The sequence below is a fragment of the Paractinoplanes deccanensis genome (assembly GCF_016862115.1).
Classification (GTDB): Bacteria; Actinomycetota; Actinomycetes; order Mycobacteriales; family Micromonosporaceae; genus Actinoplanes; species Actinoplanes deccanensis.
Window position 1 is genome coordinate 165,377 of the sequence record NZ_BOMI01000037.1, and the last position, 21,722, is coordinate 187,098.

Annotated in this window: 14 protein-coding genes and 1 tRNA gene; 11 read left to right on the top strand and 4 right to left on the bottom strand. The window is 65.7% G+C overall.

The annotated features are described in order from the left end of the window. Positions 1–83: 83 nt before the first annotated feature. The 7 genes from Ade02nite_RS11840 to Ade02nite_RS11870 all read left to right on the top strand — a co-directional run bounded on the left by Ade02nite_RS11840 (position 84) and on the right by Ade02nite_RS11870 (position 11,856). Positions 84–3,170 carry a lantibiotic dehydratase gene (locus Ade02nite_RS11840; RefSeq protein ID WP_203761635.1) on the top strand — a complete coding sequence of 1,029 codons (3,087 nt, stop codon included), beginning with the start codon at positions 84–86 and terminating at the stop codon, positions 3,168–3,170. Then, the gene (locus Ade02nite_RS11845; RefSeq protein WP_203761636.1) at positions 3,167–4,330 is read left to right on the top strand and encodes a lanthionine synthetase C family protein; all 1,164 of its coding nucleotides are present in this window, start codon (positions 3,167–3,169) and stop codon (positions 4,328–4,330) included. The genes Ade02nite_RS11840 and Ade02nite_RS11845 overlap by 4 nt, the downstream gene beginning before the upstream one ends. Next, positions 4,312–5,256, top strand: a complete 945-nt coding sequence (locus Ade02nite_RS11850) for a thiopeptide-type bacteriocin biosynthesis protein (protein ID WP_203761637.1) — start codon at positions 4,312–4,314, stop codon at positions 5,254–5,256. Before Ade02nite_RS11845 ends, Ade02nite_RS11850 begins: the two co-directional genes overlap by 19 nt. A 3-nt stretch (positions 5,257–5,259) precedes the next feature. Further along, positions 5,260–6,441 carry a hypothetical protein gene (locus tag Ade02nite_RS11855; RefSeq protein ID WP_203761638.1) on the top strand — a complete coding sequence of 394 codons (1,182 nt, stop codon included), beginning with the start codon at positions 5,260–5,262 and terminating at the stop codon, positions 6,439–6,441. 498 nt (positions 6,442–6,939) lie between these two features. Then, positions 6,940–7,959, top strand: a complete 1,020-nt coding sequence (locus tag Ade02nite_RS11860) for a DNA adenine methylase (RefSeq protein ID WP_203761639.1) — start codon at positions 6,940–6,942, stop codon at positions 7,957–7,959. A gap of 332 nt (positions 7,960–8,291) precedes the next feature. Further along, entirely contained in the window at positions 8,292–10,394 is a 2,103-nt protein-coding gene (locus Ade02nite_RS11865) for an ATP-binding protein (RefSeq protein WP_239168704.1), read from the top strand. Positions 10,395–10,494: 100 nt separating this feature from the next. Beyond that, positions 10,495–11,856 carry a hypothetical protein gene (locus Ade02nite_RS11870; RefSeq protein WP_203761641.1) on the top strand — a complete coding sequence of 454 codons (1,362 nt, stop codon included), beginning with the start codon at positions 10,495–10,497 and terminating at the stop codon, positions 11,854–11,856. A 197-nt stretch (positions 11,857–12,053) separates the two neighbouring features. Here the strand turns inward: Ade02nite_RS11870 and Ade02nite_RS11875 are convergent, their stop codons facing one another. From Ade02nite_RS11875 to Ade02nite_RS11890, 4 genes are all read right to left on the bottom strand, one after another. After that, positions 12,054–12,491: a hypothetical protein gene (locus Ade02nite_RS11875; RefSeq protein WP_203761642.1), complete on the bottom strand. Its 438-nt coding sequence runs from the start codon at positions 12,489–12,491 to the stop codon at positions 12,054–12,056. 939 nt (positions 12,492–13,430) lie between these two features. Further along, positions 13,431–15,092 (bottom strand): ADP-ribosylglycohydrolase family protein, encoded by a 1,662-nt coding sequence (locus Ade02nite_RS11880; protein ID WP_203761643.1) that lies wholly within the window; start codon positions 15,090–15,092, stop codon positions 13,431–13,433. Beyond that, positions 15,089–15,754, bottom strand: coding sequence for a DarT ssDNA thymidine ADP-ribosyltransferase family protein (locus tag Ade02nite_RS11885; protein WP_203761644.1), 666 nt, complete (start codon positions 15,752–15,754; stop codon positions 15,089–15,091). The genes Ade02nite_RS11880 and Ade02nite_RS11885 overlap by 4 nt, the downstream gene beginning before the upstream one ends. Beyond that, positions 15,751–17,151, bottom strand: a complete 1,401-nt coding sequence (locus tag Ade02nite_RS11890) for a 3'-5' exonuclease (RefSeq protein WP_203761645.1) — start codon at positions 17,149–17,151, stop codon at positions 15,751–15,753. Before Ade02nite_RS11890 ends, Ade02nite_RS11885 begins: the two co-directional genes overlap by 4 nt. Before the next feature lie 937 nt (positions 17,152–18,088). On the opposite strand from Ade02nite_RS11890, the gene Ade02nite_RS11895 reads away from it, so the two are divergent. From Ade02nite_RS11895 to lpdA, 4 genes are all read left to right on the top strand, one after another. Next, a tRNA-Lys gene (locus Ade02nite_RS11895) sits at positions 18,089–18,160 on the top strand. Positions 18,161–18,654: 494 nt separating this feature from the next. Next, a complete protein-coding gene (locus Ade02nite_RS50715; protein WP_369076660.1) occupies positions 18,655–18,798 on the top strand; it encodes a zinc-ribbon domain-containing protein in 144 nt (47 codons plus the stop codon). A gap of 546 nt (positions 18,799–19,344) precedes the next feature. Continuing rightward, complete coding sequence (locus tag Ade02nite_RS11905; RefSeq protein ID WP_203761646.1) at positions 19,345–20,082, top strand: hypothetical protein; 738 nt, start codon at positions 19,345–19,347, stop codon at positions 20,080–20,082. A gap of 145 nt (positions 20,083–20,227) precedes the next feature. Continuing rightward, positions 20,228–21,610 carry a dihydrolipoyl dehydrogenase gene (gene lpdA, locus Ade02nite_RS11910; RefSeq protein WP_203761647.1) on the top strand — a complete coding sequence of 461 codons (1,383 nt, stop codon included), beginning with the start codon at positions 20,228–20,230 and terminating at the stop codon, positions 21,608–21,610. Positions 21,611–21,722: the final 112 nt, after the last annotated feature.

The following is a 21,722-nucleotide window of genomic DNA, read 5'->3' on the forward strand; positions in this document are numbered from 1 at the left end:
CACATCCCCTCTGACGCCGTCGGAGCCCGCGCCGCCTCGCGGGCTCCGACGGCTTCACCCCTTGGCTCGCTTGGAGGAGCGGCATGCCGACCGTTGTCCACCCCTACCGGCCGGTCGGCCCCGTGCTGGTCCGCGCCAGCACCACCCCCGGCGCCGCCGACAGCGCGCCACCGTCCGGCTCGGCCGCATCCGACGAACTCGCCTGGCTGGCCACCCAGTGGTCCCAACCCGAGCTGCGCGACGCGGTCACCCTGGCCAGTCCCGACCTCGCCGCACGCGTCCACCAACTGCTCACCGACGGTGACCCGCCCACCCGAGCGGTCCACCGCGTCGTCACGGCGACCGCCTCCTACCTGGCCCGCTGGCAGCGGCGAGCCACCCCGTTCGGGTTGTTCGCCGGTGTCACCGCCGTCACGATCGGCCCCACCGTCGCGCGGATCGGAGAACGGCACACCGCCGTGGCTCGGGCCGACGCCGACTGGCTCACCCGGATCGTTGACCGGCTGGAACAGGACCACGGCCTACGCCGCACGCTCATGGTGGTCGCCAACAGCGGCGGCCACGTCCGCGATGGCCGGTTCATCGTCGCCGCCCGCCCGGCACCCGGCCAGCGCTCGCCCGGCCCGCTGCGGGAAATCTCCACGCGCTGCACCCAGCCGGTGCGGCTAGCGCTCGCCCACGCGGCCACACCGGTGCGGTTCGACCACCTTGCAGCGCAGCTCGCCGGGCAGCTTCCGCAGACCGAGCTGCGCACCATCGAGGCGCTCTTGCACGGCCTGATCGACGGCCAGGTCCTGATCACGAACCTGCGCCCGTCGATGACCGCCGTGGACCCCCTCGCCCACGTGCTCGCCGCGCTTGGGGAGGCCGACACCCAGAATCTGGCCGAGATTCCCGCGCTGATCGACCGACTCGACGACATCCACGCAGAACTGCGCCGCCACAACAAGCAGGCCGATCCTCGGAGGCAAACGGCGTTGCGCGCGGTGGCCACCGAGATGATGGCCGCGATCGTGCCGGCAGCGGCCGAGCCGCCGTTGGCCGTGGACGTCCGGCTCGACGCGACCGTCAGCTTGCCGCAGCGAGTTCTCGATGAAGCCGCGTGCGCGGCCGGGGTGCTGCTGCGGGTCACCACCCAACCGTTCGGGTCACACGCCTGGCTGGACTACCACGCCCGCTTCCGCGCCCGGTACGGTTCCGGCGCGGTCGTGCCGGTCCGCGACCTCCTCGCGGACTCCGGCCTCGGCTATCCGCCCGGATACCTGGGCGAACCACGGGCACGACCGGCGTGGCGCACGCTCACCGAACGCGACGCCTACGTGCTGGCGCTCGTGCAGCGGGCGATGCTCGACGGCGCCGACGAGATCCGCCTCACCGACGCCGACATCGAGGCCCTCACCGTGGGCGACCCCGCCGCTGCCGTGCCCCCGGCGCGGCTGGAACTCGGCGTCTCCGTGCACGCCGTCTCCACCGAGGCGATCGACCGCGGACAGTTCGAGCTGCGGATCACCGCAGCGCCCCGCACGCACACCAGCATGGTCGGACGGTTCGCCCACCTGTTGACCGCCGCCGACCGTGACCGGCTGGCCCGCACCTATCCGCCGGGCCACGGGCGGGGTCTGGTCGTGGCGCAACTGTCGTTTCCGCCCCGCCGGGTGCACAACGAGAACGTCGTGCGCGTGGCCCGGCGAACCGCCCGCGTGGTGTCGGTCGGCGAACACCCGAACGGCGACGTGATCCGCATCGACCACCTCGCCGTCACCGCCGACGATGACCAGCTCTACCTCATCCACGCGCCGACCGGCCGGCGCGTCGTCGCGTACCTGCCACACGCCCTCGCGGCCGTGCAGATGCCGCCGCTGGCCCGGTTCCTCGCCGAGGTCGGCGACGCCCGCACCGCCGTCTTCGGTCCGCTCGACCTCGGCGCCGCTGCCCGCACCCTGCCGTATGCGCCCCGCATCCGCTATCGGCAGACCGTGCTCGCCCCCGCCCGCTGGTGGCTGACCACCGCCGACCTCACCGCACCGCACCCCGACGGCGACAGCGAGACCTGGGACAAGGCCCTCGACCGGTGGCGACGGCACTGGCGTGTCCCAAGCAGGGTGATCGCATGCCACGACGAACTGCGCCTCCCGGTCAACCTCGACGAGCCAAACGACCGGCGGCAACTGAACACCCGACTCAGCCGCGCCAGCCGGCTCGAACTCCGCGAGGACGCGCCCACCGACGGCGACGGCTGGCTCGACCGCCCGGCCGAGCTCGTCATCCCCATGACCCTCACCACGCCGCAAGCCCGGCCGGTGCCGGTCACCGCCCCGCCAGGCCGCACCTATCGGCCCGGCGCGTCCGCCGTCGTCCACGCCCGGCTCATCGGCAATCCCGCCCGCTTCGACGACCTCCTCACCAGCCACCTACCCACATTCGCCGACGGCCTGACCGACCACGGCCTCCTGCGCTGGTGGGTCAGCCGGCACCGGGACATGATCCGCCTGGACGCCGACCAGTACCTGTCCGTCTGCTTCCGCCTGAAGTCACCCACCGGGTACGCGGCCGTCGCCGCCCGCCTCGGACAGCTCGCCGACGACCTGCACGCCAGAGGGCTGCCAAACGATCTCGTCTTCGCGGAATATCACGAGCAGCCCGGCCGGTACGGCGACGTGCCAGCTCTGGCCGAGTGCGCCTTCGCCGCCGACACCACCGCGGCGATCGCCCAGCTCCGCCTGGTCCAGCAGACCGGCATCTCCGGTCAGGCGCTCGCCGCCGTGTCCCTGGCCGAAGTCGCAGCCGGATTCGCGCCCGACCCGGTAACCGGCTACGAGACGCTGCTGGAGCAGCTCAAACGGCACACCGACCCGGTCGACCGCGCACTGAGCGACGTGGCCCGCAACCTCACTGACCCGGTCGGCCTGTTTCCCCGGCTGCGCGCACTCGCTGGCGGTGAAGCCGTTCTCGCCGCGTGGGACGCCAGACAACAGGCACTGCGCGCCTACTACAGCGCGCTCGACGACGAACGTGCCTCAGCCCGCGTACTCCGGACGCTCCTGCGCGAGCACCACCACCGAGCCGTCGGGGTCGATCCCGACTTCGAGCGCCAGACCAACCACCTCGCTCGCGCCGTCGCAATGCGATGCCTCCACATCGGCAGCCTCAACCTCAGAACCGTCCAATGACCGCCGCCACACCAATCACCCTCACCGAGACCGAATCCGGTGCGCAGTCGCTCGCCTCCGGAACCGCCGGGCACGCGCTGCTCGCGGTCGAGCGGGCGATCAACGGCGGCGCCAACTGGACAATGGCTCAACATCTGATCAAGCAGGCGGCGGCCCGGGTCGACGCCGCGCTGCATACCGGGCTTTACTACGGTGCGCCGGCCATCGCCTTCCTGCTGCACTCCACGATGGCCGACGGCCGCGACCGCTACCACGCCGCCCGGCAAGCCCTCGACCGGCACGTCCGCAGACTCACCCGCACCCGCCTTGCCCACGCCACCCAGCGGCTACACGATGGCCGGCCGGCCACCTTCGGCGAGTACGACCTCTTCACCGGCCTGATTGGCTTCGGCGCCCTGCTGCAACAGTTCGCGCCCGACAGCCAGGAGTACGGCTTGGTGCTGTGCTATCTCGTTGAACTGGCCCATCCCCGCTACCACGACGGTCTGCACGTTCCCGGATGGTGGGTCGACCATGACCCTGATCCGCTCTACCCGACCGCCGGCGGGCACGCCAACCTCGGGATGGCCCACGGCGCGGCCGGGCTGCTCGCGCTGCTCTCCAATGCCGCCCGCCTCGGCCATCAGGTGCCCGGCCAGTCCGAGGTGATCGTCTGGCTGTGCGGCTGGTTCGACCAATGGCGCCAGGAGTCCCGGCACGGCCCCTGGTGGCCGCAGTGGATCACCCGGGACGAGCTGCGCACCGGCCACCTCACGCACGGCTGCCCCGGCCGGCCGTCGTGGTGCTACGGCACCCCCGGCATCGCCCGCGCGCTGCAACTGGCCGCCATCGCCACCGGCGACCGCGCCCGTAAGACCGTCGCCGAACACGCCCTCGCCGCCTGCCTCACCAGCCCACAGCTCGACCGGCTCACCGACCCCGGCATCTGCCACGGCCTCGCCGGGCTGTACCAAACCGCGCACCGGGCCGCCGCCGACACCGCCAGTCCCGTCATCGCCCAGCAGCTCCCCGCCCTCGCCGACCGCCTCACCGCAACCGAAGACGGGGACGGCGACGACAGCGGATTCCTGACCGGCACTATCGGTGTCCGGTTGGTGATGGAAACCATCCGCGCCGGCCAGACCTACACGAGGTGGGACGCATGCTTGCTGATCGCCTAACAGTCAACCCCGGGCAGCTCGCCCAGCGGGTGGAAGCGGTGCTCGCCGGCACCGCTGTCGAACACTCCGCCGTCGACGGCATCGACCTGACCGACGCGGTGGAAACTTACCGAGCTGCCGGGCGGGCCGCCCTGGACTGTAGGCAAGAGCGCGCCTGGTTCCAGGCGCGGATTACTTGGCCGGAGTGGGTCGACGCCGAATCGGTGTTCGCCGCGCACGTCGCACCCCGCCTGGACGACGTCCGAGACGGACCGGCCTGGTGGTTCCTGCGCAAGTACCCGCACTGGCGGCTGCGGGTTCGCACCTGCGACCACCGCGCGGTCGAGACCCTTCTCGATGACCTCTCATCGGCCGGCACGATCGCCGGCTGGCAGCCCGGCATCTACGAGGCCGAGACCGCCGCCTTCGGCGGCGAGGTCGCCATGGCCATCGTCCACGACCTGTTCTGCGCCGACAGCCGAGGCGTGCTCACCTACGCCCGTCAGCACACGCCACCGCTCGGCCGCCGCGAACTGTCTCTCCTGCTCCTCCAGGCGCTGAACCGGCATGCCGGGCTGGACTGGTTCGAGATCGGCGACGTCTTCGCCCGGGTGGCCCAGATGCGACCCACCCCGGCCGACCACGACACTCCTGGGATCGACGCCTTGGCCGCGAAGGTGCATCCCGTGCTGGCAAGCGACATCACCACCGAGATGCCTCTGTTCACACGCGGCGGACCGGTCGCCTACGCCGCCGACTGGCTGGCCGCGTTCATCCAGGCCGGCCGGCTGCTCGGCGAAGCCGCCGCCACCGGCCGCCTCGACCGCGGCCTACGGGCAGCTCTCGCACAGATCGTGATCTTCCACTGGAACCGGCTCGGCTTGCCCGCCCATACCCAAGGCATCCTCGCCCACGCCGCGAAAGCCGCCACCCTACCTCGGAGTTGACCCATGCCTCCGTCACCGCTTACTGCCGCCATCCGCCGGTTCCCGCTGCTCGGCCGCCCCCGGCCCGACTGCCCAGCGCTGCCGCTGCGCATCCAGGAGATCGCCGACGCCGTGGACGCCGCACGGCAGAAGGCGGACCACGGCATGGCCGACGCCGCCCACGCCCTCAACAAGGCCGCCCTGATCGCCAGCGACGCCGGCATGACCGACCTCGCCAGGCACTTGTGCTGGCAGCACATCGACACCTACCGCCATGCCGGACGGCCCCTGACCATCCTGGAAGCCCGCTACCTGCTCGAACCGGTCCTCAACCTCGCCCGCCTCCAGATCCGCACCGACCAGGGCACCGCCGCCGTACGGCTCCTGGAATCGATGTACTCGGCCGTCACCAAGCGCTGCGATCTCGTCGTCACCGACCGGACCCTGCCGCTGGCCAACCTCGTCGGTGAACCCGCAGACCGGCGCCAGCTACGGCAATGGGTCTGGCTCCAACTCATCGGCGAAGGCGTCCGCGCCCTCGCCCTCGCCGGCCGATGGGACGCCGCCGCCGAACACGCCCGCCACTACAACGGCATCGGCGACCACCTGATGGAAGGCCGCCAAGCCGACATCATCAAGCACTGCCTGCGCGGTGACCGCCCGCAGGCCCGCACCGTGCTTGCGGAGACCACTACCACCGAGCCCTGGGAACAGGACGTTGCTGCCTGCCTCCATCTGATGTGCCTCCATGCCAGCGACGAACCGACCGCACCAACCGACTCAATGCCGCTGCTACAGGCAGCCGTCACCCGGTACGACGGCTGCATCGGCACCGCCAACTACGCCTCGTACCGCGCCCGACTCGGCCTCATCATCGCCACTCTTGCCGACAGCATCAGCCCAAGCATGGCGACCAGCCTGCTCAGCCGGGTCGCAACGAACGCGATCAGCTCCGCAGACGGATACGCGGCCCGCGACGTACTCGGCTTCCGCGACCTCATCGAGGGCATCACCGACGCCCAACGTAGCGGTCTCAACTGCCTCGCCGGGGAGGCAGGTCTTGCGATCGGGACGCTGCCCGAGTCAATCCTGCAGTCGCTGACCGCGGTGAGCGACGAGGCAGCGGCCGTGCTGCATGCCGCGCTTGCGGCCCGCAGCGTCGTTCACACCAGTGTGGCCATCAAGAGCGGGGTGACGACGCGGTGAAGGGCAGCGCGGACCTCGCCGTGGCGCGGTCGTTTACAGATGCCCGGTAGAAACGGTCCCGTCCGGCTCATGGACGCATGCGAGTGCGTGTGAGCGGAGAACCAAGATTGCTGACGCCTACCTCATCTCCCGGCGTGCACCGGCCGAGACGCGGAGTCGCCGGACCTCAACATCGTTCCGACGTGTCTGACCGACGCCGTGAACGCCAAGACCTGCGCGCCGCCCTACACCGTCGTTCAACAGCCGGCCGGACCAGCCGTCGACCTTCCGTACCTGCTCGCAATCTGCTGGCAGCTACTTCTCCGACACAACTCGCCTAACGCAAGACACGCTTTACGGTCATGGCCAACAACCAATAATGTTGGGGCGGATCATCGGAGTCGCTGCGCCCACGCTACAATGGCGCGGCCCAGCGAAGGGAGAAAGGTGGCAGGGCAGGACGACCGCAAGGACGGTCCGCGTCCAGCGAGTCGTACCGCGCCATGGCCGCCGGCTCAGGTGGAGGTCAAGCCTGATCCCGTCGATGACACGCGTCAGTACGCCGCGTCGGTCGTGAGCCCCCTACGCTATCCCGGTGCCAAGCGACAGCTTGTTCCGCTCATTGAGCGGATAATCGCCGGAAATGTTCCACCACCTCGATTGTTCGTGGAGCCCTTCTGCGGAGGAGCGACAACTGCGCTGCGACTGGCCGGCACCGGGGTCGTTGAGCATGTCGTGCTTGCAGACGGCGATCCTCTGGTGGCAGCGTTCTGGTACACGGCCGCATTCGACACAACGTGGCTGATAGACGCGATGCGCGAGGTGCCGGTAACAGTAGAACGGTGGAAGTGGTGGCGGAACTGCAATTCGACTTCAGTTCGGGACCTAGCGCTCAAATGCCTTTTCCTCAACCGAACTACGTTTTCTGGGATTCTGCATGGTTGGGCCGGCCCGATCGGCGGCCTGAACCAGAACGCCGAGACCAAGTACAAAATTGACTGCCGCTTCAACAAGGATGCCCTCGCGCAGCGCATCAGCGCCGTCGGGCAACTAGCAGACACGGGGCACATACTTGAGGTGTGGAGTCACGACTGGGGAACCAGTCTAGACCTTGTCGGCAGTCGGTACCGAGGGCTTGTGGGGCCGGAAGAGGCGGTGGTGTACCTCGATCCACCGTATGTTGAAAAGGCCCCGTATCTGTATCAGTGGTCCTTTCAAGATGATCAGCATCGCGCCCTCGCACAGGTGCTTTCCGGCGACACCCCGTTTCGGTGGCTGTTGTCATATGACGACAACGCCCTCGCACGCGCACTGTATCCTCCCGCCGAAAGGCACCACGTACTACACGCCATGCACCGGTACACCGCAGCAGGGCTAAAGGCGGACGAAAAGAAGGGGAAACGACAAAGAACCGTCCGCGCCGAGCTACTCGTGACCAACTTCCCGGACATCCCAGAGTCGGACGACTACCACGTCGTTGGTGACACCACGTGCGTCTCATGCCAGAAGGCCGACTCGGCAGACGCGGACCGGAGCTAAGAGAGGGCTTCCGTCCTCGGCGGACAGACGGCATCATGATTGATCGTGTCGTTGACGCCACTGAGTGTATTTTCTGATCTTGTTTCGCGATGCGCCGCCCGGGGCGCCGTGACCGGCACTGAGCCGCCGACCACCCGAGGCGCACGATGGGCCTCTGGTCGATCGCCCCAAGGTGTCGTGCACTATCGCTCCTGATGCAGCCGCTGTCGCGTAGAGCCGTCGGTACTCCGAATGGGTGAAGCCGCAGCTTTTCTGTCGTACCCCCCTGGTACCTCTATCTGCGGTGCGTTCAGCGTCCAGCGGGCGCATGACCAAGGAGGATTCACGTGACCATGTTGTCCGGCATCGCCGGGGCTGCGTCGGCTGGCGGCAACCCGCTCACCTGGCTGCTCGACGGTGCTAGCCGCCTAGGCGGCATCTATCACCTCGGCTATGACCGTGCGACCGTCATCACCGACGATCTGGTCAAGCGCGACGCTGGCGGAGTGCCCCGCAACGGATTCCTCCTCGCGGCGGCGACGAAGCCGACGAAGGAGACCAACGCACCGCTCGATGAGGAGGAAGTCATCCTCCTGCGCGTGCGTAGCACCGCGGCACTGCCCAATGAGGCCGAGTTGGTCGCGACCCGGCTGGCCGCGATGCGTGACGCCGACATCCGCGACAAGACTCCCTCCGAAGTAATGGACAACCTCACCTCGAGCCAGACCCAGCTATCGGCGTTCGAGTGTGACGTGCTCGGCACCTTCTACGCCGACACCGTCGCTCGCCGGCCCTTCATCCAATGGGGCGCCGACATCGACAACGTCTACGCCGGCGCCCGATACTTCGTGTACCTGCCCTCAGCCGAGGTGTTGTCGTTCGTCGCCTCCTACCCTGAGCGGACTGAGCAGGAGATCGCCGAGTCGGCCACTCCAAGCCTGATCGAGTTGGGCACCGTGCGGTTCGCCTCGACCCGCCGTCGGGCGACAGCGGCGAAGATGGATGCCGTGCCGGTGAAGGTTCGAGTCACGGACTTCATCTCACGCAAGACAGCCGTGCTCGGCATGACGCGCGTGGGCAAGTCCAACACCAACAAGACGATCTGCACGGCTGTGTTCGAGCATGCCGCTCGCACAAAGGTCAAAATCGGACAGTTGATTTTCGACCCACAGGGTGAATACGCCAACGTCAACGACCAAGATAAAACCGGCCTGAGACTGCTCGGTACGGGAAGCGACCTGGTGCACATCTACAAGATGCGCCCGGACGCGAAAACCGGGCAGGAGTTCCCGCTGGCCGTCAACTTCTTCGACACCGACGAGCTGCCTATGGTGTGGGAGTTCGTGCAGAACTCTTTGGCCGACGTGACCACCGCCTACGCCAACGCGTTCAAGACCGCGGCCATCTTCGACCCGGATCGCACCGACTTCCCCAGCGGCCCGGCCGGTGACAAGGAGTTCTACGACGAGCTGGGCAAGGCGCAGCGTGCCCGGTTGGCGTTCTACGCTCTGTTGTCCAAGGCCGACTTCCCGCCGCCGCCGCGCGGGTTCTCGCTGTTGTTCAAGATAAACAAGCCGCTGCGGGAGGCATTCGAGCAGGTCCGCCCCCAGCACATCCGAGTCGTCAACGAGCGTCAAGGCTTGTGTGCGGTCGACTCACCGGTCGCTGCGAAGCGGCTGATGGACTGGCTGTCAGCGCGGATCGATGAGGTGGTGACGGGGAGGGTGCCTGCCCAGTACGCCTCGCTCGACCTCCAGTCGTGGCAAAACTGCGACGCGTTCATGAACATCCTGACCGTGTACGACGCGAAGGTGGGCAGCGTCGTACTCAATAAGATTCGTCTGCTGACGGACTTCCACGACCCGACTAGCACCGGTGATCTTGCTGACCGGGTGTGGGCGGACCTGAAGGAAGGCCGGATGGTCATCATCGACCTGTCGATCGGGTCGGACCAGGTCATTAAGATGCTCTCCGAGCGCCTGGTGGTCCGGCTGATCGACAAGGCGAACGACCGGTTCCGCAGCAACCAGCCCGCCGTGCCGATCCAAATAGTCGTGGAAGAGGCACACAACCTGTTCGACCGTGACAAGTCGGGCAAGTCGAAGGTGCAGGATGACCCATGGGTACGGCTCGCCAAGGAGGCCGCCAAGTACGAGATGGGACTCGTCTACGCCACCCAGGAAGTCACCAGCATCGACAAGCGGATCTTGTCGAACACGTCGAATTGGGTGGTCGCTCACCTGAACTCGGACAACGAAACGCGGGAACTGGCCCACTACTATGACTTCGGGGTCTTCGCGGACGGCCTCCGCAAGGCCGAGGACAAAGGCTATGCCCGAGTGAAAACCTTCTCCGGCAAGTACATCGTGCCGGTGCAGATCGCCAAGTTCGACCACGACATGATCAACCGGGCGCGGGCCGCAGCCGGTCTCCCGGCCATCTCGGTCGAGGATTGAGGGCAACGAGCAGATGTCGTACGACCAGGAACGTGCTTCCCGCATAGGCCACGTGCCCACTGTTCTAAGCCCCGCCGTGGCTGAAGCGATGAAGCGTTGGGTGACCCCTTCAGTCAGCGTCGAGGAACCAACACAGATCACCAGCCGGCTCATCCCGCTGGATGAGGTTCCTCGCGACCAGCGCCCCGATCCGTCGTTCACCATCGCCTTCGACGGCTCCAACCAGGAAGTCGAGGCCCGCGCGGGATTCCCGTCCGTGCGGGTGGGCTTCCTGCAGATCGCGGGCGTCTACGTCGACATCCTGCGCTTCCTCAATGCCAACCGCAGCGGCCTGGTCGACGCCCGGGAACTCGAACGCGCCCAAATCACTCAGACGGTCAACGCTGTACTGCCGGGCTCGAATGTGACGATCAAGGGGTTCACCGGCAAGGAGTCCTGGCGCGCGGAGTTCGACCGTGCGCTACACGAATCCGGCATCGACGACTTCGGCGCGAAGTTCACCCTCGCTGACGCCTTGATGACCATCCACGGCGCCCCGGGCAGGCCGGCGCCTCACGCCGAACTCGCTAAGTGTCCCAGCTGCGAGAAGGCCAGCTCTCCAGTGCAGACCGTCCCACCTGGCGGCGGGCGCTGCAGCCAATCTGGCTGCGGCGAGGCACTGCATTTGGCCGACGTGCTTCGCGTGTACGAGGAATTCAGCGACGAAGGGGAGAACCTCGGCCCCCTGAACCGAGCGATGAACATCGCCGAACGGCTGTTGCTTGTCGCATATATTGACGGCTTCTACCGCGAGGACCCAAGTAGGCTTTCTCAGGGACTGTTCATCACCGACGGACCCCTGGCCCTCTACGGACCGATGGCTCCGATGAAATCGAAGTTTCTGTCCTACTGGGAGCAGCTATGCAGTGACCTCGACCGCCGCGACATCGCGGCGCCGTTGCTTGTTGGCATCGAGAAGACGGGCCGCTTCGTAGACCACGCCCGAGCCATCCAGGATCACATCAAACCGGGCCACGTGATGGTCCTCGATACGCCGTACGTCAACCAGTACATCGTTAACCAAAAACCCGAACATTTCTACGGTCAGGACGAGTTCTACGGACGCCGGTTCTTCTACCGCACCACGACAGGGGAAGTTCTTGTCGTCACCGTGCCGCGGCTGCCGAGTGGCAGACCTTATGAGAAGCCGCAGAAGAATCCGGACGGCACCTTTGTCTCTGGGCCAGAAGAGCAACTGGCCTCGTACCCGACGCTGCGTGCCACACTTGAGGCACTCGACCTTCTACAGACTCGCCTCTACCCCAACGCCGTCATCCCCGTCGCGCTGGCACACTCGGCGTCCTCGTTGCCGCTAGGGACCGGTCGCAGCGTTCTAACTCTTCTTGCCCAGCAAGCGCTAAACATGCCGCGCGACACGATCAGTCTCAGTAGGTTCAAACCGCCGCGATACGGTCAGAGGTAGGCGGGAGGGTCTTTTCTCGCCCCCGCATACCTCCCACTTGCGGCTACCCGCGCCCTAACGTTGCCTCACCCGCCACGCCGTCCCTGGTGAGGCGGCAACTCCTTCGGCGACCCAAAGCGCCGGATCGGCCCGGCCATACATCTCGCGCAGTCCGCCGTCAACCCAAGGCGAGACTGCGAGACCGCAGCGGGCCAGGATCAGCGGAAGGGCACGGGCAACGCGTCGCCGGGCCGAAGAACGACAATGCCGTCGAACTCCACGAAGCCGTCGGGCTCCAGACCATCAGGCAACCTGAAGAACCGTGCTTCCAGACCCCCGGCAAGCTCACCAGTGCGTGTCACCGGGATCGGCCCACGGTCCCGCTCGGCGAGCGCAAACGAGGCTCGGTGACCGAACAGCCCAACCAACCCAGCCGGCACGAACTCGTCGCCCGGCATCAGTACCTGCCGACGCCGCACGCCGGGCTCGATCTGCGTTACGTGGATGACACTCTTCGGCGACAGCGACCTACCCGCCGCCACCGGCAACTCCATCCGTTCCGCCGCAGTAATCCACCGGCACCGATGCTGGGCATCAGGCCGCTGCTCGAACCAGGCCGCGTCCGTAACCATGAGCGCATCCAACGACGTCGCCATGGGGCAGGTTGGCTCATGGACAAGTGTGCCGCCCGACGGGCGCTTGCCACAGTCCGGGCATTTAGGGCCGGCAGGGTGTCCGCTGCGACGTCGACTTGCAGGCACGGTTTATCAGACTCCTCGCCCTGTCAGGCCGCCTCAAAGCGGTCTCTAAATACCATACCGATCGATGTCACGCAGGGCGGCCGTGAAGGGGCCAAGGCGCTATGGCGGACGACGACCGCGCCGCCCTGAGGCCGAAGTCCGGTGATCAGCTCCGGGTGTTACCGAGGATCAGAGCGCGTGTCCTGGGCGCATAGCACCATCTTCGTACTAGTGTACGAGAGTTCGCGATCGCCCCGGTCGAAGGCTGGTACCGCGAGCTCAAATAAGGGCAAAAAGCGCGCAGCGAACATTGCGACTCGAACTGGAGGGTGACCGTGATGGAGCAACGCCAGGCGGCAGAACTGACTTGGGTATTCCGCCCGGCTTCAACGCGACCTGAGCGTTTCCAAGCCTTGGCTGGCACGCCAGTGCACGGAACCGGGCCGGTCTCGCCCGACGGAGAGGCGGAGGTCGTCCTGGGCGACGGCACTCGTCTGCGCGCAACACCAGCCGAGATCGTCGCCGAATAGCGTCAGGATCGGTAAGACCGCAACCTGGGGCTGTGCCGAGGTTATCCACAGGGCGTCCCAACGGCTGTGGATTCTGCGATGCTCGACAGGTCGTCGAGGTCACTCCCTCGCATCGCCGGCCACGGCTACGAGCAGGTGGGGCGAGGCGAGCAGCAGCGCCATCGACAAGCGGCGGCCCGCCCGCGATGTCGCAGACGGGCCGTCGCCCTTTGCCTCAGTGCCAGCCTCGGCGCCCGGCATCACTCGCACAAGGCCCCGGCACATCGCGAAGAACTGCGCGACAAGATCGTCAGCGTCGGAGAACAGTGACGTCTCTTGTGCGAAGTCAAGGGTGATGTATGCGACCTCGAATGGCGGTGGCGAAAGCGACTAACTGCTCGACCGTTCCTTGCTCTGCTATGCGTCGGAGCGCATATCCAAGGGCTTGATCGTGGAAGCCTTGTTTGCTCACCCATTCGATAATCTGGTCGAGGTCTATCGGAAGTTTCTCGTCCTGCATGTTGCCGCGCACTCGACCCTGCAATTGGCCCAGTGGCCGACCGATGCGTCCGCGATCACGTGGCGTCGTGGCCGGCGATGACTCCCTATTATTTGCCGATTTCGGATCTACGATTTGGCTGCGCCGGGCCGGCCAGTTGCCCTCCGGCAATTTGCGAATCTCCTGTCGCCTCTTCACGAGAAACGATGGACCGAAATCGCTCGTTACCCATTGCCAAACGCCGTCTTTGCCTTCAACGGGATCGATTCCGTGGATGGGTTTGACCCAACCAATTCCGCCGATCGCCACTTGGCCTCCCGCCAGTCCAACCGCTTCGAGTTGACTCCGCGGCGGTGACCAGTGCAAAAGATCTGGGTAACTGAATGTCTCGGTAGGGCCATTCGTTGCAATCGTCGCGAGCCGAATTGCTTCCTCGCGCATGTAGGCCGAGTCTAGCAATGGCGCCGGCAACGTTGGCTCATCTGAAACACCGACGATCGCCGCCGCCATTGTGGCGATGGTGTCGGTGTCCGTTTGGAGTGAACGGGCTGCGAGTAGGCTGACGGCTGCCGGATCTGATGGGAGAGCGGCGGCTAGCACGAGTGCCGCGACTGCCGTGGTTGTACCGCTGCCTCGCTGTGCTGGATCCGTAAGCTTCAGGGCTGCAATGAGGCCCTCGTACATCCTTTCGGGGCTGTCTGTCGTTTCGGTAACTTGCTGAGCCGTGACGAGTAGCTCGCGACATTCATCAACTGTGACATGCCATGCTTCGGCAAATGGGCGACCGGTAGCCTTTTCCCACGATGGGCGCCACAACGAAGCTAATTGATGATTTCCGTCGATTAGCTCGACAGCTTTGTCGACGACGTTGAGTAGTTCAGGCAAATCTTTGAACTTTGGTGCGACCCCAGAGTCAATCGCAACGCCTAGTGCAACGGCGTGCAAGACAGCGCCAACCAATGCGCGGGGGTGGCCGTGGGTTGTCGTTCCGTTGACGATGACATCGAGGAGGTGCGGTCCGAGGCTGGCAGGACTCTGAGCAGACCAGATATGCGGTTGAATACGCATGGCGACGCCATTGCCGCCAGCATCGTGCCATCCTTCAAAGAAATTGCCGAACCATGGGATGTTGGGCTTTGCCAGGTTGGCCGCCGCCGCCTTGCTCGCACGTCCGCCGCCTAGGGCATAGGCCGGCCATACCGGGAGTTCTACACGTGCAAATGCCTCTACATCGAACCCGTGGCCCGAGATCGCCCTCGCCGTGGCCAGGCGTAGCTGAGTGTCATCTGAATAGCATCCGGCGGGAAGAGTGACTTCTACGCCGAATCGTCCTCCTACGCGGCGCACCCATTCCACGGGCTCCACGAGCGGACGACCGCCGAGCCGCCGGCTGAGGCCATTTTCATCCGTGAGTTCTGAGATAAAGCCGACAGCGTCGGCCCAAGCCGCCCACAACATTGAGGAAATGGTGCGCTGCCGGCGCTTCGCCTCGCTTTGAGTCTCGTTCACTGGAATACCTCCGGCCTCACTGTGACTGGCACTCGCGGCACATGCGGGAAGATCGCAAAGAGCCCGTGCACGTGATCCACATTCTCGCCGTCACGTACGTATATGGCCGTCAGCTTACTGATCGATAATTCGCCGGGATACAATACTTCCGCCTGAGGGTCGGTGGTCCACTCCAGCGGCATTCCCTGGTACCGGACCTTCCTTGAACCGTAATATCCCCATTCGACCGACCCCGCAAAAAGCTTGCGCAGCGCGGGCGCCCCCATGCCGCGTTCAACGCAATTATGATATGTGTTGTTCGTGGTGGTGAAATAGACCCCAGGGTCGGCCAGAATGGAGCGATCGAACGCCAGTACGGCCCACCAGGTCTCGCCATCGTTATGCCAGCTATTTGCTGAAATTCCAAGCATTCGCCCGTTAACGCGGCTTATGGACAGATTGACGTAATCAGTCCAGTCGGCATCCTTTAAGCGGTCGGTGCAGTTTGGTTTATATATGTGCTCAATGTAATGATCCGCGTCTAGTCGATCACGTGACCGGACCGCGCCGGTCGCGAAGATCCCGAGCAGGCCGTTGCCGGTTGTGAAGTGCAGTACCTCGGTGATCCCTCGTTCGGCGACGTATGTGGTGATCTCGTCAGTTTTGGCCGGTCCGCCGCTCACAAGGTCACCAACTCGTAGGTATCGGGCTTGAGCAGACCGAGGACCGTCGAGGGGTCGTCCGATTTGTAGCCAATGATGACAGATTTCCGTGCCCGGCCTACGGCCATCGCGATGAGGCGGCGGAGTCGGTCGAGCTGGGCGTCTCCGTCGCCGCCACCATGCGGCGTGACCTCTTGGTTGAGGCCCGGCATGATGACATGGTCGAACTCCAGGCCCTTGGCCGAATGGATCGTGCAAAGTGCCACTTGCTCGGGGCCTGTCGGCCATGTGCTTGCCCGGGTCAACTCCGTCCATGGAATCCCAGCCGCCTTGAGCCGTGATCGCAGGTAGTCAAACCATCGTCCGCCACGGGGCTGGAGGAACACGACCGACTCGCTGGTCAAGTCCACGGTGTTCAAGAGCCTGGCCAAGACGTAGTCGACCTGGCGGCTGTACTGGCCCGACACCACCACCGGCAGCGGTCCGTCAGACTCGCACGCTTCAAAGTCAGGAAGTGTGCCGTCATCCTCAAGCGGAAGACCCTCGACGAGGGGCCGGGCAAAGGCGGCGATCTGCTTGGTGTTGCGGTAGTTGCGCTTGAGCGGGTGGATCTTGGCGAACGAGTCGATCCCGGCTTCCTTCCACGTGAAAAACCGTGGGTAGATTCGCTGGGCCGCGTCGATCACGAACGTGGCCGAGAAGGGATCGTTGAGGTGCTGTAGCACCGTGCGGATCTGGTTGGCGGAGAAGTCTTGGGCCTCGTCGATGATGACAACGTCCCACGGGGGTACATCGTCGACCCGCCCAGCCGCGACGGCGATATCGTTCCAGTCCATCAACCCCTTCTGCTTCTTCAGGTCGATGTACGGGAAGATCACCTCGTCCAACAGTCGTCGCCGCAGCCCCTGGTCCACCCGAGGGGTGGCACCGCGCCCACCACGCCGGGCCGGCAGGTAGGCTTCAAGGTCATCCAGCTCGAACCGGCCTAAGACGTAATCAACCTCCTCAATAAGGAAGTCGGTGTCTCCGGCCAAGGGCCTGACCAGGGGCCGCAACAGCTTCGCCGAGTCGTCTCGGTCCAGAATCTCGGCGCCGCCCAAAAGGTCCACGGCCCACTTTCCGAAGGTCAACACTTGGAGTTCCAGCCCGACGTGGCCAATGACCTGAGCCCGAGCAAGCTCGCTGATGTATCCCTCAAGAGTTCGGTTGTAGGTCAGTACCAGCACCCGAACCGGGGCTTCCAGGCCGAGTCGGGCGCGGCGTGACGACCATGACTCGCACAAGATCCGAAGACGATAGAGAGCTGTCGTTGTCTTTCCGCTCCCAGCGGCACCGCGGATGAGGACATACCCCGGCTTGGTGTCCCCGAGGATGGTCAACTGTTCGGGGGTAGGGGAGATAGGCGGAAGGATCCGCATGGCCGCCTCCTGGCGGGTCGGGGCTCGGTGTGCCGAGCTCACATGGCGGCCATATTACTCCGCCGACGCCCAACGAGCAGATGCGTCCCTTCTTCTTCCCCTTCGGCTGGTCCGCCTCGGCATGCTACGCGGCGCGGACCGCCGGGTGGGGGTTGATTCCGCTGGCGTTCGAGCGCCAGCGGACGAGATCCTCCGAGGCGCCCAGGTGCCGGCCGTCTGGGTGTGGTCCAGGCCAGCGAACTTGACCTGCTTGATCGCCGCCTCGGGCACGGGCCCGGCAACTGGTTTGCCCACGCCAGGCGCCCCCACGATCGTGGAGGTCACCTGGCCGACGGGTGGTACCGCACGGTGGGACAAGGGTGACATGAACGGCGGTCCGCATGGTTCCTGGGCGGACGAGCTAGCGGCCAACACCCCAGTTCGCACGCCGGGGCGGCGGAAGGGGAAGGGTCACGCTTACCACCAAAACACGGCCGGATGTGTCGCAGTTGTTTGTGGTGCCCCCGGCAGGGCATCAACCTGCGCCAGCCGCAGGCGGCGGTGGGTGCGCTGACACGGAACGGCCCCCGTTTACCCCCCGAAACCCGTGCATACTGCTGACCAGTCCTGACAAGTAGCGATCATCTTGGGTTGGCTTTTTGCAGGTCAACGCCAAGTTCTGGTGCCTGATGACAAGTCAACAGGCGTGATGGTTGAGGAGCGTAGGTTGACGGTTCAATTCGCTGTGGGCACCGGGCAGCCCGTACGCACCGGATTTGGTTCGCGGGTGGACCTTGGTGTGTCGCTGCGTGGCCCCACCGGGTTGGTGCGTGGTCTATAAGTGATCCATGCGTGATCCACGGTCCTGGTACCGGATGTCACACGTCAGCCTAAGCCGGCATTCCGAAAGCACGGACTTGCACGCAAACTGGTATGTAGCCGCGTAAGGCGACACGACGCGGTAGCGCCTGACAGGCAGAGCAGCGGACTCTTAATCCGCGGGTTGTAGGTTCAAGTCCTACGCGGCGCACCGGTGATCGGGGCTCTGATCAGACCTTCACGTCTGATCAGAGCCCTTTTCGTATCCCTTGCGGATGGTTGTGTGATCCATGTGTGCTCTGGGTCCCTGACGGCCGCCGACACGAGCCGCCAGTCGCCGCCGTTCCGGCCCAGGTGGCTCAGATCCTGGACCCCGCAGTCACCGTTTCCCGCCCTGCACCACCGTTCCAGTTCCTGGTCGGTGAGTCGGATCGGAGAACAACACTGCGGCGTCATCGCTCTCACGGGCGAGGGCCAGCGGCCATCGACCACCGACCTGCGCCAGAGATGACACCGGCCCGCCGGCGCGCCAGTGGATTCGGCGTACCGGCACGCGCGACCAGCGTTGTCCGAGCGGAAAAGTGTCATACCCGAATGCGATCGTCTGCCGGTGGCGAAGAGGAACCTGCTGCGGGACACACACCCTGACCTGTATGCGCAGTTGCACCCGGCGCTGAACGACAACGTCGCGGAGATCGCATCTGGCTGCGCACGCAAGAAGGTCTCCGTGACGAACTCGCTCGCAACGAGGTCGCCGCACAGCTCGACCCCGAAGGGAACAACGGCCTGCTCGCCAGCAAGATCGTCTTTGGTAGTAACGCCAAGGTGTGGTGGCGCTGCCCGTCCTGACCGCCCGTGGGCTTCGACGGCAGCCTGGTGCGGGATTGCCGTGCAGGAGGCGCTCTTCGATCGCGCTACCTTCGCACCGGACCCTCCATGAGTCATACGGGGGTCGGCGCCGCCACCAGCGCCATCTCCGAGTACCGCGGCGCGGGCCACCCGCCGCCGCCGAGCGACGCGCAGCTTTCCTGCTCGCTGACAACGGCTGGATGAGGCGCACGACGGGGCAGCTCGGGTCGATGAAGGCGGCTCCGAGGGTCGGCCATGCCCAGTCGACCAGTCGGGCGGTGGGGCCGTCGACGAGGACGTGCGAGGCGAAAGCCGAGCAGGCTTCAGCGTCGATCTCGGTGTGCCAGCGGAGTTCGGGTGACAGCGCCCTGATCCTTGGCCCAGCGGTCGTCCCGGAGCTGGCAGGCAAAGTGGTCACCGCGTTCGCCTCAAGCCCTCGGTCAAGGATCCGACAAAGTCCATCCACTCGAGCCGGTTGTGCGAATCGCCGTCAGATGGAAGCTCCGATACGTCGTGGGCTTGGCCGTGCACGAGGAGGGACCTCACATGGGTACCAAGTTTCTGTCCACACCGAACCGGTCGTGGAGATGGCGACTGCTGGCGACGGTGGTGGCCGCGGCCGCGGTCGCCGTTCCCAGTCCTGCGATCGCGGGGAACAATTCGGGAGTCAACGCCGGTTTGCGTGACTTCGACGCGGTCACGACGGTCAATGAGAACAACGTCTGGAAGCACATGGCGCTCATCCAGGACCGCTACGTCATCTACAACGACAGGGGCATCATCGAAGGGCCCCGCCGGATCCAGGACAAGTGGCCCTTCCTGCCGGCCCTCTTCCACCAGGATCTGGACGGCGCCTCGGTCGACTTCCTCGGGCCGGGCTTTCGCTGGATCTATACCTTCACCAAGGGGCCTTTCGTCATCACCTTCCAGGACAGCGGCATCGTCGCCGGCCCGATCCTTCAGGTTCAGGACTATGACGGCATCTCCAGCTACAACCCCGGGCAGGGCATCCCGGTGAGCTACTTCGCCGTCCGGGGCTCGCAGTTCGTCACGTTCACCAACCTTGCCGGTCCGGCGGTGAACACGCCCCTGTCGAGCATCCCGGGGGTGACCGAGCAGTTCACCCACGACCTCGACGACGTGTCCGTCGAGCTGGAGAGGGGAAGCCTGAAGTACAGCTTCTACCGCGACAACCAGCGGCTCATCGTGCAGAACGGCAGGGTTCTCGAACTTGCCGATCTGGCGCAGAAGTGGCCCTTCCTGGTCAACTTCCGCCAGCCATAACGAAGTCAGCCGTAACGAGGAACGACGCTCGAGGGTTGCGGCGACCCGGCCAGGGTCGCCGCCCCGGCGGCCTCATTCTCCCCCTCGTGAACGCCGAGAGTGCGACCGCGCCGTGAAGGGGCGGACGCGTCTATAGGCTTGCCGGGTGAGTCATTTTGATGTCCTTGTCCTCGGCGCCGGGCCCGGGGGATATGTCGCCGCCATTCGTGCTGCGCAGCTCGGCAAGACGGTTGCTGTGGTCGAGCACAAGTACTGGGGTGGGGTCTGCCTCAACGTGGGCTGCATCCCGTCCAAGGCGCTGCTGCGCAACGCCGAGATCGCGCACATCATCACGCACGAGAAGAAGACGTTCGGGATCGAGGGGGACGCCACCATGTCCTTCGCGCCGACCCACCAGCGCAGCCGCAAGGTGGCCGAGGCGAGCGCCAAGGGCGTCCACTTCCTGATGAAGAAGAACGCGATCACCGAGATCAACGGCTGGGGCACGCTGACCGGGCCGAAGTCGATCGACGTCGACGGTGAGCAGCACACGTTCGACAACCTCATCATCGCCACCGGCGCCACCGTGCGGATGCTGCCCGGCATGACGACCAGCCAGAACGTCGTCACGTACGAGGAGCAGATCCTCGACGAGAAGCTCCCCGGCTCGATCATCATCGGCGGGTCCGGCGCGATCGGCGTCGAGTTCGCCTATGTCCTGGCCAACTTCGGCGTCGACGTGACGATCGTCGAGTTCCTCGACCGGATGGTGCCCACCGAGGACGCCGACGTGTCGAAGGAGCTGTTCAAGCACTACCGCAAGCTGGGCGTGAAGGTGCTACTGAGCACCAAGGTGGAGCAGGTCGAGGACACCGGCACCGGTGTACGCGTCACGGTGAGCCCGGCCGGCGGCGGCGAGTCGAAGGTGCTCGAGGCCGACCGGATGCTCGCCGCGTTCGGCTTCGCCCCGCGCACCGAGGGCTACGGGCTGGAGGCCGCCGGGGTCAAGCTCACCGATCGTGGCGCGATCGAGGTCGACGCCCGCGGCCGTACGAACGTCGACGGCGTCTACGCCATCGGCGACGTGACCGGGAAGCTGATGCTCGCGCACACCGCTGAGGCGATGGGCGTGGTGGCCGCCGAGACGATCGCCGGCGCCGAGACCCAGGAGATCAACTTCGACATGATCCCGCGGGCCACCTTCTGCCAGCCGCAGATCGCCTCGTTCGGCTACTCCGAGGAGCAGGCCCGGGCCAAGGGGTACGACGTGAAGGTGGCCCAGTTCCCCTTCTCGGCCAACGGCAAGGCCCGCGGCATGGCCGAGACCGCCGGCTTCGTCAAGATCGTCGCCGACGCCGAGCACAACGAGATCGTCGGCGCCCACCTGATCGGCCCCGAGGTCACCGAGCTGCTGCCGGCCCTCACCCTCGCCCAGATGTGGGACCTGACGGCCGACGAGGTGGCCCGCAATGTCTTCGCCCACCCGACCCTGTCCGAGGCGGTCAAGGAGGCGATCGAGGGCATCGCCGGCCACATGATCAACCTCTAGCGACTCAGCGACACCGTTGGGACGCGCCGCGGCCGCACAGCTTCCTGGGCTGTGCGGCCGTGATCTTTATGGAGCCCTCCTGCCTGCGGTCAGCGTGGCATTGTGGCCCTCG

Bases quoted from the DNA above. Each gene is read 5' to 3' on its own strand.
- Ade02nite_RS11840 (WP_203761635.1), top strand. From the start codon at position 84: ATGCCGACCGTTGTCCACCCCTACCGGCCGGTCGGCCCCGTGCTGGTC.
- Ade02nite_RS11845 (WP_203761636.1), top strand. From the start codon at position 3,167: ATGACCGCCGCCACACCAATCACCCTCACCGAGACCGAATCCGGTGCG.
- Ade02nite_RS11850 (WP_203761637.1), top strand. From the start codon at position 4,312: ATGCTTGCTGATCGCCTAACAGTCAACCCCGGGCAGCTCGCCCAGCGG.
- Ade02nite_RS11855 (WP_203761638.1), top strand. From the start codon at position 5,260: ATGCCTCCGTCACCGCTTACTGCCGCCATCCGCCGGTTCCCGCTGCTC.
- Ade02nite_RS11865 (WP_239168704.1), top strand. From the start codon at position 8,292: ATGTTGTCCGGCATCGCCGGGGCTGCGTCGGCTGGCGGCAACCCGCTC.
- Ade02nite_RS11875 (WP_203761642.1), bottom strand. From the start codon at position 12,491: ATGGCGACGTCGTTGGATGCGCTCATGGTTACGGACGCGGCCTGGTTC.
- Ade02nite_RS11890 (WP_203761645.1), bottom strand. From the start codon at position 17,151: ATGCGGATCCTTCCGCCTATCTCCCCTACCCCCGAACAGTTGACCATC.
- Ade02nite_RS11905 (WP_203761646.1), top strand. From the start codon at position 19,345: ATGGGTACCAAGTTTCTGTCCACACCGAACCGGTCGTGGAGATGGCGA.